The organism is uncultured Algoriphagus sp. (assembly GCF_963974835.1).
In the GTDB taxonomy this organism is placed as follows: Bacteria; Bacteroidota; Bacteroidia; order Cytophagales; family Cyclobacteriaceae; genus Algoriphagus.
In genome coordinates, this window is the sequence record NZ_CAXBET010000001.1 from 1,312,715 (window position 1) to 1,329,457 (window position 16,743).

The following is a 16,743-nucleotide window of genomic DNA, read 5'->3' on the forward strand; positions in this document are numbered from 1 at the left end:
TGTTCTTAGAATTTGTGGAATCCTTTTATCCAAATCAACCCCGTTTTTATGGTTTGGGAATATCTTTTAGCCTCAATTCGAATAAATCAGTCCGTCGATCTTTCAGATTTCTTACACTGCCGAATTGATTAAGTTCCCTTAGCAATGAAAGATCTACGTCTGCGATTAACGTCATTTCATTATTTGGTGTAGCCTCAGCTTTGATTCCGTTGCTTGGAAAAGGGAAGTCACAAGGCGTGATTACCATGGATTGCGCGTATTGCATATCCATGTTGTGAACTTTAGGCAGATTCCCAACACTTCCAGCCATGGCTACATAGCATTCATTTTCTATAGCTCTTGCCATCGCGCAGTTCCTTACTCTAGAATAGCCGTTTTGTGTATCTGTTAAAAATGGAATAAATAAAATGTCCATTCCTTCGTCAGCTAGAATTCTGCTGAGCTCCGGGAACTCTGCATCGTAGCAAATCAAGATTCCGATTTTCCCACAGTCCGTGTCAAATGCCTTCAACATACTTCCACCTTGCATTCCCCAGACTTTGGCTTCCAATGGCGTGATATGTAGCTTCTCGTAAGTCTCGATTGATCCGTCTCTCTTGCAGAGGTAACCTACATTATACAGCTTATCATTTTTGATCTTCGGCATAGAGCCGGTGATGATATTGATATTGTAGGAGACTGATAGCTGCGCAAAACGCTTGACGATTTCGTCGGTATATTTAGCTAATCCTCGAACTGCCTGCGCTTCACTTAGGTGATTGAATTCTGCCATCAACGGCGCATTGAAAAGCTCAGGAAAAAGTGCGAAATCGGAGCGGTAACCGGACACGGCATCGATGAAGTACTCTGCTTGCTGCATCAACTCATCCAAATTGTCATACAGGCGCATTTGCCATTGAATCAAACCAAGGCGCACAATGGTTTTATTGGAAGAGGCTTTTTTATTTGGTTTTTCATAATAAATGTTTTTCCATTCCAATAAAACAGCAAATTCACTTGAGGCAGCATCACCTTCAAGATAGTTTTTCATGATCCGCGCCGGGTGGAAGTCATTTGCCAGTTGAAAGTTCAAAACTGGATCATAGATTTCTTTCAGCTTTACTTTTTCCAAGTATTCCTTAGGCCCCATTTGCTCCGCATACTTATGGTAATTAGGGATTCTTCCACCGAAGACGATTCCTTTTAAGTTTAACTTTTCACAAAGCTCTTTGCGGTAATCATATAGCCTTCTGCCAAGTCTCAGACCGCGAAATTCAGGTTTGATAAAGACATCAATACCGTAGAGCATATCCCCATCGTCATTGTGGTTTTCGAAAGTAAAGTTGGTAGTAATATCTTTATAGGTATGTTCGCCTTCCAAGTCAGCATCACTTACGATAATTGACAGTGCGCATCCAGCTAGCTGATCATTTATTTTGATGACAACCTGTCCTTCAGGAAATTTAGAAATCAATGTTTCAATCTGACTTTCTGCCCAGAAAGATCCCGGCATACTTCTGTAAGCCTCGATCATGGCGGCTTTGAAATCGCCATAGTCAGAAGGCTGAAGATAGGATAATGATATATTTTCTACTTGCGTATTGTCCATAAGGAGATTGCTTAATAGGCTGAGGTTTGATAGACTCGGTTTTCACAAAAGCGATGCAATTACGGTAATTCCTTGTCAAGTCTAAGGATTGTTTGAAGTAAAACATTGGCTCCGTTTGCAATGTTTTCAGGCGACGAATATTCCTGTGGAGAATGACTAATTCCACCTTTACTTGGGATGAAAATCATACCCATAGGTGCTAATCCAGCCATCTCTTGGGCATCATGACCGGCACCACTTGGAAGATACATAGTGGATAGACCAAGTTTAGTAGCCGATTGTTCAATTGCTTTTTGAATCAGTGGATCTGCCAATGCTGGTTTACTAGCCACTTCTTGATGGTTTACGCTCAATTCAATCCCATATTCATCTGAAAACTCCTGAGCTTTCGCAGCTAAAACATGATAGATTTCCCAGATTTTTTCAGAAGAAAGATCTCGAAGCTCCAGATTTAACGTGACTTCACCGGGGATTACATTTCCAGCTCCAGGGAAAGCTTCGATTTTCCCCACAGTTCCTACCTGGGCACCTTCATATGATTTGACTGTTTCATTGACAGCTAGAATAAACTTTGCCGCAGGAAGCATAGGGTCTTTTCTCATGTTCATCGGAGTAGTTCCGGCATGATTAGCAAATCCTTTAAAAGTAAACTGCCACCATTCAATCGCTACAATACCTTCTACGACTCCGATCTGTATTCCTTCACGTTCGAGATTACCTCCTTGCTCTATATGTAGCTCGAGGAAGGCAGCATAATCTCCTTCAGCTTTCTTCACTTCCAATATTCGCTCAGGATCTCCACCGACAGCTTTTACCCCTTCAGCCTGGGTGAGCCCACTACTACTTTTTGTGAGTAATGCTTCTGGGGATAGTTTACCAGCAAGTGCTCTGCTGCCTACTACGCCACCTTCCTCGTTTGTGAAAATAATGATTTCCAAAGGGTGTTGGGTCATAGTCTTACTTTCAATCAATGTCTGAACGACTTCTATCGCACTCATAGATCCCACTGGGCCATCGTAATCCCCTCCGTTTGGTACCTCATCGATGTGCGAGCCAAAAGCAATTGGTTTAAGAACAGGGGAAGAGCCAGCCTTTTTTGCGATTATATTCCCTGCAAAATCTACAGTTACATCTAGCCCCAGCTTCTTCATTTTCTCTACAACAAATTTTCTTGCAGCGATATCATGAGAGCTATATGCCACTCGATCAGATCCCCCCTTCTCGTTTTTACCGAAAGCGGAAAGATCTTTAATAAGAAGTGAAAGTCTGTCTTGGTTTACTTGGATGTTTTGAGCGGTACCCTGTGATACATTAAGGAAAAGTAAGAGTCCAAAAAAATAGTTTTTCATTGCGATAGTTTTTCTCATTTTAAAAGGTACTTCAATAAGATAAGTATTAGCATTTATAACCAAAAAATCCTTTCCACATGGGAAAGGATTTAAATGAAATCTTTTATAGCTTATTTGAGCCAAGCAAGTTTTACTTCATCAGGAGCTTTCATCCTGTCTGCAAGCCTCATGTATCTATCAGATAATTTCACCAAATAATCCTGTGCTTTGGAAGCTACGTCATTTAGGCCTGTTAAGCTTTCAATTTTCCAAAGGCTAACAAGATGTTCGATGATTCTAGCATAATCCCATCCTGTGTAAATCCCGACTTTCTGGGTAACCTCAGAAAATTGTGTGAATAGGGAAGGATTGGATCCGCCCTTGCCCATTAGGACAGCAGGCATCACAATTTGCTTTCTCATTAGTTTTTCAAAGGCGAGGATAGCTCCATTTGGATCAATCTCAAAAATTGCTGACATAAAGCTTTTATAGGCTTTTTCATGACGAGCTTCGTCACCTGCAATTTGCTTGCAAATTCTCCCCAAAACCGGGTCTCCAGCTATATCAGCAAGTTTTCCAGTGTTCACGTGAGATACTTTAGTAGCTCTTTCCTGGAAGGAAGTGTATACAATTGCCTGATAAGGATCTCCTCCAGTATTAGCATCAAAACCATTCATCAGAAGTCTATGGATGGTTTGCTCTACGGCTTTCATGTCCACTCTTCCTGTCATATACAGGTATTTATTCAGAAGATCGCCATGACGGTTTTCCTCAGCAGTCCATGATTTGGACCATCTTACCCATCCTGATGGAGAAAGTAGTGATCTTTCTGTATTGATCCCTTCCATCATATTGAAGTAGGTTTGATAACTTGGAAGAGCTTCCTCAGTGATCATATTTCCTATCAGAGATGTCAAGACAGTGTCAGGAATACCCTCAGAGCGTTGTTGTAAAAGTTTGATTTGGTCGTAAATATCCGGATCCCCGAAATCAGGAAGGAAATCTGTGGGTTGCCAGCATTTATCAGGATCAACCAATATATTGTCAACAGCCTCTCCAACAAGATCATCTAGCTGAGAGATGACCTCAATGTTCTTTTCTAGTTCGTAATTTATTTCTCCTGATCTCATCATGGATAAATTTATGTCCGATTTTTATATTACTCGGTACGGTTTTGAATTAGGACAAATTTACTCACAAATGGACAAATTACTGATAGAAAGTACCTTTCAATGATTCAGGAATCCATAAGTGTCCAAATTCCAGTGTATTAGCTGTGTGAGCATCCGATAATTTCCTTAAAATTCTCAGAAATTTTTCATAAAAAGCTCCAAATTGGGTGGATTCTTTTTAGAGCCTGCATATTAAGATAAGGAAAATTAAGTGCTCCCAGTTCACTTAACGTGAAAAAGCCTTCGTAAGAAGGCTTTTGACTACTTAAAATAGGTTTTGATTTAGTATTCTAATTTATAGGCTACAACTTTATTTTTGAAGAAAGTAGGTACTAAAACAATGTTATCTTCAGGTATAAATCCTATGTCAGCAGTGTTGGATTCAGCATCTTTTGTATCCAAAAGCAAAGTTTCTCCATCGCCATTTACAAAGTATATTTCTCCTGCCCATCTGGAAGCTACATAATTCCCGTCCCCTAAAATTACAAGACCGTCACCTCCTGTGACAATATCATTTAGTATCGTTGAAGTGCCATCTGCTTGTAATGATTTCATTCCACTTTTGTCAAGAACGAAAAGTGTCCCATCTTCCCCAAGTGCAATTCCATTGATGGACTCATGTCCTTCAGTTACAACAGATATTTCACCGCCTTCTAGCATATGAACCTTACCGGTATTCATATCTGTGAAATAAACTTTGCCCTCATGAGTGTCTAGATCATTTAAAAAGCCAGCACCTTCTACGGGGTATTTTTTGCTAATTTCTCCTGATTCCAAATTCACTTCTACCAGCTGATCAACATCGGTGACATACAGGTTGCCGTTCGCTATACCCATACCTTTTGGTGCATTTAATCCGGTAATCCAATCTTGGGAGACGATATTTCCTTGTTTGTCAATTATTGATATGGAGCCTTTTCCATCTTTTCCACTTGGATCACCCTCAATATTGGAGACATATATTTTTCCTGAAGAAGCATCATAAAGTACAGATTCATTAGTAATCAATGTCGTGTCTGTTTCCCAGATTTTAGTAAGCGTGGGAGTTTTTACTTCTTCTACAACTTCCATTTCTTCGGTAGTTTCTTCTGTTTTTGGGGAAGAACAATTGGCGAAGATAAATGCACTCGTGATTCCGAGTAATCCTAGTTTAAGTGTTGTTGATTTCATCATTAATTTTTTGGTTTTATTGGTAAAGCTGAATTTCGCATGCATTAATAGTCATCACATTGAGTTATGCGTAATTCATGTTCGATTGTTATTAGTTCTTGGTTACTGTCCAATTATATCTATTAAATTCTGCTGGAGCAGTGTCCAAAAGTCTTTGCCCAATTGCATCTAAGTATAGCGTGTTATATCTCAATCTAGAAATATAATTCGGTAAAGTAGGATCTCCATTCCAACAATGCTCAGCTCGGTCGCCATATGCCACCGTACCATCATAGTAAGGGTTTTGTGTCTGTTCCAAAAAATCCTCTGTAAGATAAACTGCGTTATTAAGATAATAATTATCCATGTCACCGCAGAAGATGTTGATTTTTCCTTCCAATTTTGGACCTAAAGTTTCCCAATCCCTCTCCATGATATAGCGAAGATCATAATTTTCCTTCCAGTAAACAGCTACATCAGGATTAATTTTACCGGAATATTTATCCCAAATTGGTTTTGGATAGCCATCTGTATCTACCGGAGAGTATACCGCTTGCCAGATATCGAACTGATCACCAGAACGGCTTTTTTCTCCACCTATGGCTAGCTCCCTGTGATTCATGTCTTTCACTGTGGCAGACACATGACCTAGATAATCCCTGTGGCCAGGGCGTAAAGTCTTTCGGAATTCCCCTTCTTGGTAGTAAGCATTTTCATCTTCATAGAGGTCGATAGAAGTATATGCTCTAAAGTCTATTGGATCAGGACATGCGGCAAAGCAGCCATTATATTCGTCAGGATAAAATACCTGAACAGCCAATGCTTCCCAACCTCCTGTAGAACCTCCATAAAGGAAACGAGACCAACCCTCTCCGATTCCACGGAATTTCTCCTCTATGTGGGGGATCAGCTCGTAAGTAATAGCATCCCCATAAGGCCCTAAGTTTGCGGAATTGACTGCATAACTGTCATCATAATATGGATTGGCATGCTGGATTTCTATAATGATGAAGCGTTGAAAATCTGGTGAAGTCCATTTTTTGTAAAAATCGTAAGCTTCCTGCTGTTGAATCTTTTCATAACCATAGATGCCAAATCTTGCATTGTAATCGTCGTCTTTTAGTTCAGGGTCAGGAGGGATTGTTCTAAATCCCGAAAAATCAGATGGAAAATGACCATGGAAAATCATCACAGGATAATACTGATTAGGGTTTTTATCAAATCCTTCCGGTAGAAGGATGTTTGCACCTAGAAATATGTCTCTACCCCAGAACTCTGAAAGTAGCTTCGACTTAAACTCAATGTGTTTTATATAGTCAGTATCATCAGGTTTTTCAAGTTTTGGAATGACCTGATCTATAGTCAATTGAAGTTTCTGCCCTTTTTGCCAGTTGACCAAAGCTGGTTTACTATAGATATTTTTTGGAGCTCTGGCCCATTGACGACCTTCACCTTGATCCATTGGCAGTTTTACTGTATGACCATCTGATCGTATGAAGGTTTCATATTTTTGAATAAATGCTTGTACATAGTATGATCCTTCAGGAACGTCGTCAAGTCGTTCAATTGGATATCCAAAACTTTTAATGTCAAATTCAATTGGATTTCCCACTTGATAGTTTTCAAAATCCATCCCAAATACCTGATTTGTCCCTACGTTATCATTGATACCAAATCGAGGTTCATTAACGCTGTCTGTAGAAAAAATGACTAATACTCTTCCATCGCTTAGATCATTTTCCAGATCATTTTCAATGAGAATTTGTATGGAAGAGGATTGATCTGAGTTGCAGCCCCAACTAACAATGAGAAAAAATAAGATTATCCAAATATTTTTCATGAGGGGTAATTTTGTATTGAAATTTACTAATAACCAATTGATTCTGTAGATATTTGGTCTTGAAATCGTTTAGGTTTGCCAAATATTTTGATCAATGGACCTTTAGTGGATTATTTCAGGCTTGATTTAAAAAACCACTTATCTTCGAGATAATACTAACCCACCAACGTATGAAAAAATATTTAAGCCTTGTTTTATATGCTAGTTTGGCATTTGCATGTTCACCTCAGGAAAAAGAAGAGGTAATTGACTATTCTAAAATGTCCGATGATGAGCGTCTCGAAGTAGCCACAAAAATGGCTCAGGAGACTATTATAGTTGATGGTCATGTTGATTTGCCCTATCGAATGAAAGTAGGAGGGTTCACCCTTCAGCGGGAAGTATTGGATGTTTCCGTTCGTACTCCAGATGGCAATTTTGATTTTCCTAGAGCAAAGGAAGGCGGCTTGGATGCTCCTTTTATGTCTATTTATATTCCTGCAGGTCTGCAGCAGACCCCTGGTTCATCAAAGGCATTAGCGGATTCCCTAATTCTTATGACCGAGCGTTTGGCCGAGACTTTCCCTGATCAGTTTGCAATGGCTTATAGCCCAGCTGATGTGGAAGCAAATTTTGCAGCAGGCAAAGTCTCTCTTCCAATGGGCATGGAAAATGGTTCTGCTCTCGAAGACGAAATATCGAATGTTGCCTATTTTCAGGAGAGAGGTATACGGTATATTACTTTGACTCATGGGAAAGCAAATCTTATAGGAGATAGTAGCTACGATACGGTTAGACTGTACAATGGATTGAGTGAATATGGAGAGCAGGTTGTAGCAGAGATGAATCGCGTGGGAATTATGGTTGATTTAAGCCACGTTTCGGATGATACTTTTAAAGATGCTTTGGCAATTACTAAGGTTCCTGTGATAGCCTCACACTCATCGGTAAGGAAATTCACGCCGGATTTTGAAAGGAACATGAGTGACGAATTAATTCAGGCCATGGCCAAAAACGGTGGAGTGATGATGATCAATTTCGGAGGATCATTTATTGATTCTGCGTATGCCGCTGGTTCTGATAAGGTCCGTGAGCATCTCATCAATTACATGGCTGAAAATAATTTGAGCCGTGGAGATTCTGCTTTCAAAGATTATGCTTCTGAATACATGGCCGCCAATAATCCTTTTCCGACTGTTCAGCGGGTTGCAGATCATATTGATCATGTGAAGAATTTAGTAGGGATCGATTATATAGGATTGGGGTCTGATTTTGATGGCGTTGGGGATTCGTTGCCGACTGGATTAAAAGATGTCTCAATGTATCCGAATTTGATCGCAGAACTTTTAAAGAGAGGGTATTCCCAAGAAGACATTGAGAAGATTTGTTACAAGAATGTATTTAGAGTGTGGAAGGCTGTGGAGGATTATGCGGCAACTCAAAAAGGATAACTCTACATTTGGACTTTGCAAACCTCGCCCTATTTTGGCGAGGTTTTTATATTTTTTAGTCTATTATTGCGTCAATTTTTCCGAATTATCCAAGAATTAGATCATGATTCAGTCATTTTGACTGATATCTTGGCTTGGCGAAAGATTTGATTAGTAGGAAAGGAACTACATCAAGTAACTAACCACGGATAATTCATATGGACTTTAAACAATTCACCATAAAATCCCAAGAGGCGATTCAAAAAGCTGTGGAGTTGGCATCGGCAGGAGCACAGCCGAATATAGAACCAGCTCATTTGCTAAAAGGAATTCTCTCCGAGGACGAAAATGTTACGGATTTCTTATTTAAGAAATTTGGAACAAGTAAGCAGTTGATTAATCAAAAATTGGATGATCAACTTGCCAAACTTCCCAAAGTAAGTGGAGGGCAACAGCCTTATCTTTCCAATTATTCCAATCAGGTTTTAAGTAAAGCAAAAGACTATCTTAAAACATTTGGAGATGAATATATTGCCATTGAGCATTTATTGCTCGCAATATTAGCAGTAGGTGATGCAGCAGCACAGATATTAAAAGATCAGGGCATTGTTGAGAAGCCTTTAATAGAAGCTATAAAAGAACTTAGAAAAGGTAATAAAGTGACCGACCAAAACGCAGAAAGTAAATACCAGGCTTTAGAGAAATACTCTAAAAACCTGAACGAAATGGCTAAGAAAGGGAAAATTGACCCGGTAATTGGCCGTGATGAAGAAATTAGGAGAGTTCTTCAAATATTAGCCAGAAGGACCAAAAACAATCCAATTCTTTTGGGTGAGCCTGGTGTGGGTAAAACCGCTATTGTTGAAGGACTTGCCCAGAGAATTGTTTCTGGAGACGTTCCAGAAAACCTTAAATCTAAAACCTTGATTTCTTTGGACATGGGCTTGCTAGTGGCAGGTGCCAAATATAAAGGTGAATTTGAGGAAAGATTGAAGGCTGTGATCAAAGAGGTGACTGATGCTGAAGGCGAGATCATTCTCTTTATTGATGAGATTCATACACTCATTGGCGCTGGAGGCGGAGGTGAAGGAGCAATGGATGCAGCCAACTTGTTGAAGCCTGCACTGGCAAGAGGTGAGCTGCATGCGATCGGTGCGACAACTCTGAAGGAATACCAGAAATACATTGAAAAAGATAAGGCTTTGGAGCGAAGGTTCCAGTCTGTCATTGTAGATGAACCAGATGCTGCTGATGCGATTTCTATTCTCCGTGGAATTAAGGATAAGTATGAATTGCACCATGGAGTTCGGATTAAAGATGATGCGGTGATTGCGGCAGTCGAGCTTTCGCAACGATACATTTCTGATCGTTTCTTACCGGATAAAGCCATTGACTTGATGGATGAAGCTGCAGCCAAATTGAGGATGGAGATTGATTCTTTACCTCAGGAATTGGATGAGCTGAATCGTAGAATCATGCAGTTGGAAATCGAGCGGGAAGCTATCCGAAGAGAAAAGAATAAGGATAAAGAAACTGTACTGAGTAAGGAATTAGCGGAGCTGGCAGAGAAGCGGGATAGCGTGAAAGCGAAATGGGAAAGCGAAAAAGCTGTGATTACCGGAATTCAGCGTGAAAAAGAGCGGATAGATAATTATAAGATGGAAGCTGAGCAGGCAGAGCGTGCTGGAGACTTCGGGAAAGTAGCAGAGATTCGATATGGAAAGATCGGAGAAGCTGAGCAAAAGTTGGAGTCTTTCAAATCTCAGCTGGCAGAAATGCAAGCTGGATCGCCTTTGCTTAAAGAGGAGGTAGATCATGAAGACATCGCTGCTGTTGTGTCCAAGTGGACAGGTATTCCGATGAATAAAATGATCCAGTCTGAGCGGGAGAAATTGCTCCATCTGGAGGAAGAGCTTGGAAAAAGAGTGGCTGGTCAGAAAGAGGCGATTACAGCGTTATCAGATGCAGTTCGCCGAAGCCGTGCTGGCCTGCAGGATCCAAAACGGCCGATTGGTAGCTTCATCTTTATGGGTACTACAGGTGTCGGAAAGACTGAACTTGCAAAAGCTTTGGCCGAATACCTCTTCAATGATGAGAATTCCATGGTTCGGATCGACATGTCCGAATATCAGGAAAGGCATGCAGTAAGCCGATTGGTGGGAGCGCCTCCAGGCTATGTGGGATACGATGAAGGTGGTCAGTTGACTGAGGCGGTTCGTAGAAAACCATATTCTGTGATTTTGCTGGATGAAATTGAAAAAGCGCATCCCGATGTGTTTAACATTCTCCTACAAGTGTTGGATGACGGACGGTTGACAGATAACAAAGGTCGTGTGGCGAATTTTAAAAACACGATCATCATTTTGACTACAAATATCGGTTCTCATTTGATCCAGGAGCGATTTGCTGAGATGGAGGAATGGAACAAGGAAGATGTTTTGGAAAAGACCAAAGCTGAAGTGTTTGATTTGTTGAAGAAGTCCGTAAGGCCTGAGTTTCTCAACCGAATCGATGAGACGATAATGTTTGAACCTTTGAATAAGGGGATCATTCGCAAAATCGTAGATATACAATGGAGAGAGATTCAGCATAGATTATCTGAATCAGGAATCGAAATCGAAGCGACCAAGGAGGTCTTGGATTACCTTGGAGAAATGGGATTCGATGCCAACTTCGGAGCCAGACCGCTAAAGAGAACTATGCAGCGATTGATCTTGAATGAGCTTTCAAAACAAATTTTATCCGGCTATATCAAAAACGATTCAGCTGTAATGGTGGACTTGGATGCCGACAATCAGGTTTACTTTAAAAATGTTGATTCTGAAATAGAAGTGTAATTTAGGTTAGTGGTTAGAGTTAAACCCTCGGAGCATGTAGTTTCGAGGGTTTTTTTATTTTTAACTAACTTGTGATATGATAGAACACTTCTTTCAATGCCCTTACTGCCTAGCTGAAATATCTATGTTAATCGATTCTTCGATTTCTTCTCAAAAGTATATTGAGGACTGCGAAGTCTGCTGCAATCCAATAGAATTAAAGACTGAAATTGAAGAGGGAGAAATTATGGTTTTCGAAGCTAATTCGATAGAGCAGTAAGCTATTCGGCTCCTTTTTTTAAAGTTATCTTGCCCAAATCCTGTGGTAGTTTATCTGTTTTTATTACTACCTCTTTGGACTCATAATTCACCATAGAAATTTCCAGCGTTAAACTAGACTCTTCAAATTTTTTTAAATCTAGACTAAAGACTCCATTAATATCGGTCACAGTTCCGGTAGTTGAATTTTTGACTTTGATGACCGCTCCTGGCATAGGCTTCTTATTTGCTGAAAGGATAATTCCCTTTACTGTTTTATCTGGTTTGAGTTGTTCATTTTCAGGAGTGGCAGAAAGATTTGTAACAGAGAAAGCTAGACCTCCTAAGAACAAACAAAATGCACAAGCAATGCCAATGTTTAACCTTCTCAAATAACGCTTGTGGGACCGGATCAATGTATTTTTCATAAGTCTACTAAATTTTAATAGCAAGAAAAATAAAATAGTTTGAAATTCCTAATTATTTGATAATTAGTTTACTGCAGTATGCTCTATCAAATAATTTGTCAACAAAGTGTATAAATGAAGTGAGGTGCCGGCTCCTTCATAGATTCCATGGGAGCGATTTGGATAGGGCATCATTTGGAATTGCTTGTTGTGCTTGATCAGCTCATTCATAAGCATTTCGGCTCCTTGATAATGCACGTTGTCATCGCCGGTACCATGCACGATCAATAGGTTTCCCTTTAAGTTTTTGGCATAGGTGATGGGCGAGCCATTCACGAAGTCCTTCATGTTTTCCTGAGGCAATCCCATGTAACGTTCCTGATAAATGTTGTCATAGATCAGCTGATTTGAAACTGCTGCGACGGACATTCCTGTTTGATAGACTTCCGGGAATTTAAACATCAGATTGAGTGTCATGGATCCGCCTCCGCTCCATCCCCAAACAGCAACCCTTGTTTCATCCAGATAAGGAAGCTTCAGTAATTCCTTTGCCGCCAGACCTTGATCTTGGGCATTTATTACACCTACTTTTCTGTAGATGCTCTTTCTCCAATTGCTGCCTTTTAAAGTTGGCGTCCCGCGATTATCCATATCAATTATGAAGTAACCTTTTTGCGCCAGCATAATATTATAAAGTCCAACTTGCGTATCCGTCGCCACTGTGCTCCAAGGTTCACCATAGACATGGAATAGCACAGGATATTTCTTCGTCTCATCAAAATCCACAGGATAAATCACCCTTGCATCCATTGTCACTCCTTCGGATGTAGTGACTGTAGTGAATTTGATCTCTGGTGTTTTTAAAGAAGCTAGTTTGGCTTTGTATTCCGCATTTTCTACCAGATTTTTTAAGATTTCATGCTTTGGCAAAGAGACCAATCTTGTCGTCAAAGGATCTGAAGTACTTTGATGATTATGTACAGCTACTTCACCATTTGGAGCGATGTCGTAAGTGTTTACTCCTGCGAAAGCTTCTGGAGTTACTCTTCGTAGCTTTCCTTTTCCTGCCAAATCAATCGCATACAAGTAGCGCTGGGTAGGGTTTTTAGGAGAGGCGATGAAAAATACTTCTTTATCAGAAAGTCCTCCAAAAGAAGCCACATCATATTCTCCAGGAGTAAGCAAGGTTTTGTTTCCAGTTGCAATTTCAATTTTATAAAGATGTCTCCAGCCGTCATTTTCAGTCATTCGGAGAAAAGCTTTGCCATCATCAACTAGTGGCAAACTATTATCACTCCAGCCATAGCGGGACAAATCAGGATAAGCTAAGTCAACCCATGTTTCTTCCATTTCCACATAAACCTTTTTCAAATCAGCATTTGACGGCTGGTAAGTCCAGATTGTCAATTGATTTTGCTTGCGGTTCATCTGCTGAATCAGCAATAAATCTTCATTTATCCATTGTATGCCTGGGAGATAATTTTCTTTTTCTCCTCCGGGAATCGGAATCCACATGGTTTTTTGTGAATCCATATCAATCATCCCGATTTTGGCACCAGCAGGCTCTTCTCCGACTTTTGGGTATTGAAGTGGGATAGGCTTGGAATAAACCGAGTCGGTATTATTGATCATGTAAAAAGTGCCGATTTTCGATGCATCGATCTGCCAATAAGAAATGAATTTGGCATCTGGGCTCCATGCAAAGCCATCTCGCTTCCCAAACTCTTCTTCATAAGCCCAGTCAAACGTTCCGTTGATTATCTTGTCTGTGCCGTCATTTGTTAGCTGGGTGATTTCCCCAGTTTTGAAGTTTTCAAGATACAAATTGAATTTTTGCACATAGGCCACATATTGATTGTCAGCTGAAAACTTGGCAAACATTAAGGAGGAAGAGTCGAACTTGCTTCCAAGTTGTTTTAATTCTTTTGAGGCAAGATCATAAACCCAGTAATCTCCTTTTGTATTTGATCGCCAAACACGGCTGGAGTTTGTGAAAATCAAAACTTTTGTGCCGTCATCAGAAAGGCTAAAAGATTCAATTTGGATTGGTTTGCTATTATTTGATAAAGCTGAACCAGGAACAAATACAGATTTTTCTAAAGTTTTGCTGTCCCATCGAGTCAATTCATTTCCGTTCTCTACAGTGACATATGCATCACCATTTTCAATCCACTGAATAGGTTGAAGACGCTCTTGTTGGAATTCACTGGAGGCGTAGATTTGTTCTAATGTGAGTAAATCTGAAGATTGTGCTTGAAGGTTTTGTACCGAAAGGGAAAAAAGAATTCCTAAAAAAAGGAGTTGCTGGGAAAATCGCATGGCGTGATAGGTAAATTTAGATCTTTAAAAATAAAAGAATATCCCAAGACTTCTCAGTTAAGGTTAACCCAAAAGAAAAACAGGTCAATATGGCCTGTTTAAAGTTTTGTAGGAGTATATAGTTATGCGTATGAACTATTGACATATTCTTTATTCCAATTAATTAATTTTCAGGGCATTATTAAACGTAAGAATTAATTTTTAACACTCACAGATTCCACCAATAGGTAAATTTCAAAACCAGTGAGCGGTTCTTGGTATAAAAGGGAGCTGGAAGATAATTGTCAGTGTACACTAAAAATAAATCTGAAGCTGGCTTGAATCTCCACTGAAATCGAGTGTTCAGATTGATGTTTTCAATTTGCTCATTGTATTGGACAAATGCCGTAAAGAAGAGTGTATTCGTCATCGTCACATCCACTCTTGGACCGATCAACCAAAAACTTGTTGCATTCCAAGGTTCGGGTAAATGGATCTCATTATACCCAGCGTTCATCGTGATACTCACATACGGTTGGAATCTATATCCTAACTCCGCAGTCACATTGTATCGCTCTCCGCCCGAATAATACCCTCCTAACCGCGTAGAAAAAGCATAAGTAAACACGCTTTGTGGTTTAGAAATATAATCTGCTCCCATCGCATACCACTGATGTTCTGTGCCAGTTGCCAAAGTGTCTCCACTGTAATTGGTGGGATCAAAAGGTCGTTGCAACTTCACATAATCTGTGCTGGTCCATAGCATCAAAGTACTTTGGCTTCTCCACTTTAGGTTATACGCTAGTAGGGTAGTGTTATCAGTTTTTTCTCCTTCTTTATTGAAAAAGAATGTGGTACTCAAATCTGGGCCATGGTTAAGGATTTTTTCACTTTTCGGAAACCAGCGGTACCCCACCTGTGGATTGATTTTGTAAAACCCTCTTCTAGGTACGTAGCCTACTTCTGCGGTATAGTCTTCTGACACAAACTCATGCTGCCAATTCCAGGTTAGATTTCCTGCACTGTATTTTAGATTAGCAGCATGGACAAAGCCATTCCCTACATTATCCGGCCCAAAGCTCTGAAGTACCATTGCTTTTCCTGTCCACAGATTGTTTGATGAAGCTAGATTGTATTCTAAACCTACATTTCGGTTGAATTGGGAATATATCGGTGCTTCAGCATTAGGGTCTGGGTTGTAATTCAAAGATTGTTTGTTGACAAAAAGTGCAGTGATATTCGACCGTGCCCCAACTTGCCTTTGTAGTGCGAGGACAGTAAAGTTTTGTGAAGGCAAATCGTCTTCCTCTACTTTTCCAGTCTGCATATTCATCGCACCGACCCGCCAGTTCTTATTTATTTTACCGCTTAATCTTGCTCCAAACTGTATTGGCGCATTTAGCCCTATTCTTCTGGAGAAAAATGGACGGATAGTGCTGTAGCCAAAGCCAGCGAATAGATCTCCATTTTCCAAAAAAAACTGTCTTCGCTCGGGAAAAAATAATTCAAAGCGATCCAAATTTGTGACTTGTCGGTCTACTTCCACCTGAGAGAAATCAGGATTCACTGTAAGATCTAGATTAAGTGATGAGGTCAAACCAATTTTGGCATCCATCCCTATTTCCTTTCTATATTCTGTTTCTCCTCCAGCTGAGACTTCCTTGCTAAACCCTCCCAAGGCGTAAGGAATCAAAGATATATTTGCGCCTGTTTGTGGAGGAGCTTCATCCCAAACCAAAATTCCTGTGTATGCTAAAGAAGCAGAAGGGAATTGACGTGGAACTGGTGCCCATCCAGATTTCTCTGTTGTTTTCAGATCTAATCGTGAAAAGTTGATTCCCCATTCAGTAATTCCTTTTTTGTAACGTATCGATTTGAAAGGAATTTTTGCTTCAAAAACCCATTTGTCATCATAGTTGATGACTTTGGAAGTCCACTTATTGTCCCAACTAAGGTCCACACTTCCTCCGTTATACATGATTCCGTCCCATTGTGCGCCGGCTGCGTTGGCCCCAAAAGAAAATCCATTAGTCTGATCGTCGAAAGGATCCATGAAAAGCAGGAAATTATCATTTTTACCAAAACTGAAATCCCGACGAAGAGACTCAACCATGTATGGCCCATCAACTGCATGGAAATTTTCCACAAGTAAGTACAGGCTTTCGTCATCATAAGTCATTCTCACATCCGTTCTTACCCTTGCAAAACTTGTGTCCATCGGAGTTATCATGAAGAAATCAGTGGCAATTTCCGCATCGGACCAAGCTTGCTCATCTATAGCCCCATCGATGACGATCTCAGAGCTTGCTCTTTTAATATGCAGCTGATAGTCTGAGTTTATCTTTTGGGCATAAAGAGAGCTGGCTAAAAATAAACTTAGAGAGAGAAATAAAAGGAGTTTGCTCATGCAATGAGTTCTTTCAGAAGAGATGAATGGGTCAGTTAAAGGTCTGGATTGTAAATAATCTCAATTGAACT

The 16,743-nt window shown here is 40.1% G+C and carries 11 protein-coding genes; 3 read left to right on the top strand and 8 right to left on the bottom strand.

The window, feature by feature from the left end:
- Positions 1 to 46: 46 nt before the first annotated feature.
- The 5 genes from AACZ73_RS05875 to AACZ73_RS05895 all read right to left on the bottom strand — a co-directional run bounded on the left by AACZ73_RS05875 (position 47) and on the right by AACZ73_RS05895 (position 7,077).
- Positions 47 to 1,588 carry a bifunctional GNAT family N-acetyltransferase/carbon-nitrogen hydrolase family protein gene (locus AACZ73_RS05875; RefSeq protein WP_339876246.1) on the bottom strand — a complete coding sequence of 514 codons (1,542 nt, stop codon included), beginning with the start codon at positions 1,586 to 1,588 and terminating at the stop codon, positions 47 to 49.
- A gap of 59 nt (positions 1,589 to 1,647) precedes the next feature.
- A complete protein-coding gene (locus AACZ73_RS05880; protein ID WP_339876247.1) occupies positions 1,648 to 2,937 on the bottom strand; it encodes a Zn-dependent hydrolase in 1,290 nt (429 codons plus the stop codon).
- 110 nt (positions 2,938 to 3,047) lie between these two features.
- A complete protein-coding gene (locus AACZ73_RS05885; RefSeq protein ID WP_339876248.1) occupies positions 3,048 to 4,049 on the bottom strand; it encodes an acyl-ACP desaturase in 1,002 nt (333 codons plus the stop codon).
- Positions 4,050 to 4,370: 321 nt separating this feature from the next.
- Positions 4,371 to 5,261, bottom strand: coding sequence for an ATP-binding protein (locus tag AACZ73_RS05890; protein ID WP_339876250.1), 891 nt, complete (start codon positions 5,259 to 5,261; stop codon positions 4,371 to 4,373).
- 88 nt (positions 5,262 to 5,349) lie between these two features.
- Positions 5,350 to 7,077, bottom strand: coding sequence for a hypothetical protein (locus AACZ73_RS05895; RefSeq protein WP_339876252.1), 1,728 nt, complete (start codon positions 7,075 to 7,077; stop codon positions 5,350 to 5,352).
- A 170-nt stretch (positions 7,078 to 7,247) separates the two neighbouring features.
- Between AACZ73_RS05895 and AACZ73_RS05900 the strand changes: the two genes are divergently transcribed.
- The 3 genes from AACZ73_RS05900 to AACZ73_RS05910 all read left to right on the top strand — a co-directional run bounded on the left by AACZ73_RS05900 (position 7,248) and on the right by AACZ73_RS05910 (position 11,582).
- Positions 7,248 to 8,507 (top strand): dipeptidase, encoded by a 1,260-nt coding sequence (locus AACZ73_RS05900; protein ID WP_339876254.1) that lies wholly within the window; start codon positions 7,248 to 7,250, stop codon positions 8,505 to 8,507.
- A 197-nt stretch (positions 8,508 to 8,704) separates the two neighbouring features.
- Positions 8,705 to 11,323, top strand: a complete 2,619-nt coding sequence (gene clpB / locus AACZ73_RS05905) for an ATP-dependent chaperone ClpB (protein WP_339876256.1) — start codon at positions 8,705 to 8,707, stop codon at positions 11,321 to 11,323.
- Between the two features lie 76 nt (positions 11,324 to 11,399).
- Positions 11,400 to 11,582, top strand: a complete 183-nt coding sequence (locus tag AACZ73_RS05910; RefSeq protein WP_339876258.1) for a CPXCG motif-containing cysteine-rich protein — start codon at positions 11,400 to 11,402, stop codon at positions 11,580 to 11,582.
- Between the two features lies 1 nt (position 11,583).
- Here the strand turns inward: AACZ73_RS05910 and AACZ73_RS05915 are convergent, their stop codons facing one another.
- The 3 genes from AACZ73_RS05915 to AACZ73_RS05925 all read right to left on the bottom strand — a co-directional run bounded on the left by AACZ73_RS05915 (position 11,584) and on the right by AACZ73_RS05925 (position 16,672).
- Entirely contained in the window at positions 11,584 to 11,988 is a 405-nt protein-coding gene (locus AACZ73_RS05915; RefSeq protein WP_339876259.1) for a carboxypeptidase-like regulatory domain-containing protein, read from the bottom strand.
- Between the two features lie 63 nt (positions 11,989 to 12,051).
- The gene (locus AACZ73_RS05920; protein WP_339876261.1) at positions 12,052 to 14,286 is read right to left on the bottom strand and encodes a DPP IV N-terminal domain-containing protein; all 2,235 of its coding nucleotides are present in this window, start codon (positions 14,284 to 14,286) and stop codon (positions 12,052 to 12,054) included.
- 208 nt (positions 14,287 to 14,494) lie between these two features.
- A complete protein-coding gene (locus AACZ73_RS05925; RefSeq protein WP_339876263.1) occupies positions 14,495 to 16,672 on the bottom strand; it encodes a DUF5916 domain-containing protein in 2,178 nt (725 codons plus the stop codon).
- Between the last annotated feature and the right edge of the window lie 71 nt (positions 16,673 to 16,743).

Coding starts and splice junctions, on each gene's coding strand:
- AACZ73_RS05915 (WP_339876259.1), bottom strand. CDS start 11,988: ATGAAAAATACATTGATCCGGTCCCACAAGCGTTATTTGAGAAGGTTA.
- AACZ73_RS05925 (WP_339876263.1), bottom strand. CDS start 16,672: ATGAGCAAACTCCTTTTATTTCTCTCTCTAAGTTTATTTTTAGCCAGC.
- AACZ73_RS05890 (WP_339876250.1), bottom strand. CDS start 5,261: ATGATGAAATCAACAACACTTAAACTAGGATTACTCGGAATCACGAGT.
- AACZ73_RS05920 (WP_339876261.1), bottom strand. CDS start 14,286: ATGCGATTTTCCCAGCAACTCCTTTTTTTAGGAATTCTTTTTTCCCTT.
- AACZ73_RS05900 (WP_339876254.1), top strand. CDS start 7,248: ATGAAAAAATATTTAAGCCTTGTTTTATATGCTAGTTTGGCATTTGCA.
- AACZ73_RS05885 (WP_339876248.1), bottom strand. CDS start 4,049: ATGATGAGATCAGGAGAAATAAATTACGAACTAGAAAAGAACATTGAG.
- AACZ73_RS05895 (WP_339876252.1), bottom strand. CDS start 7,077: ATGAAAAATATTTGGATAATCTTATTTTTTCTCATTGTTAGTTGGGGC.
- AACZ73_RS05875 (WP_339876246.1), bottom strand. CDS start 1,588: ATGGACAATACGCAAGTAGAAAATATATCATTATCCTATCTTCAGCCT.
- clpB (WP_339876256.1), top strand. CDS start 8,705: ATGGACTTTAAACAATTCACCATAAAATCCCAAGAGGCGATTCAAAAA.
- AACZ73_RS05880 (WP_339876247.1), bottom strand. CDS start 2,937: ATGAAAAACTATTTTTTTGGACTCTTACTTTTCCTTAATGTATCACAG.
- AACZ73_RS05910 (WP_339876258.1), top strand. CDS start 11,400: ATGATAGAACACTTCTTTCAATGCCCTTACTGCCTAGCTGAAATATCT.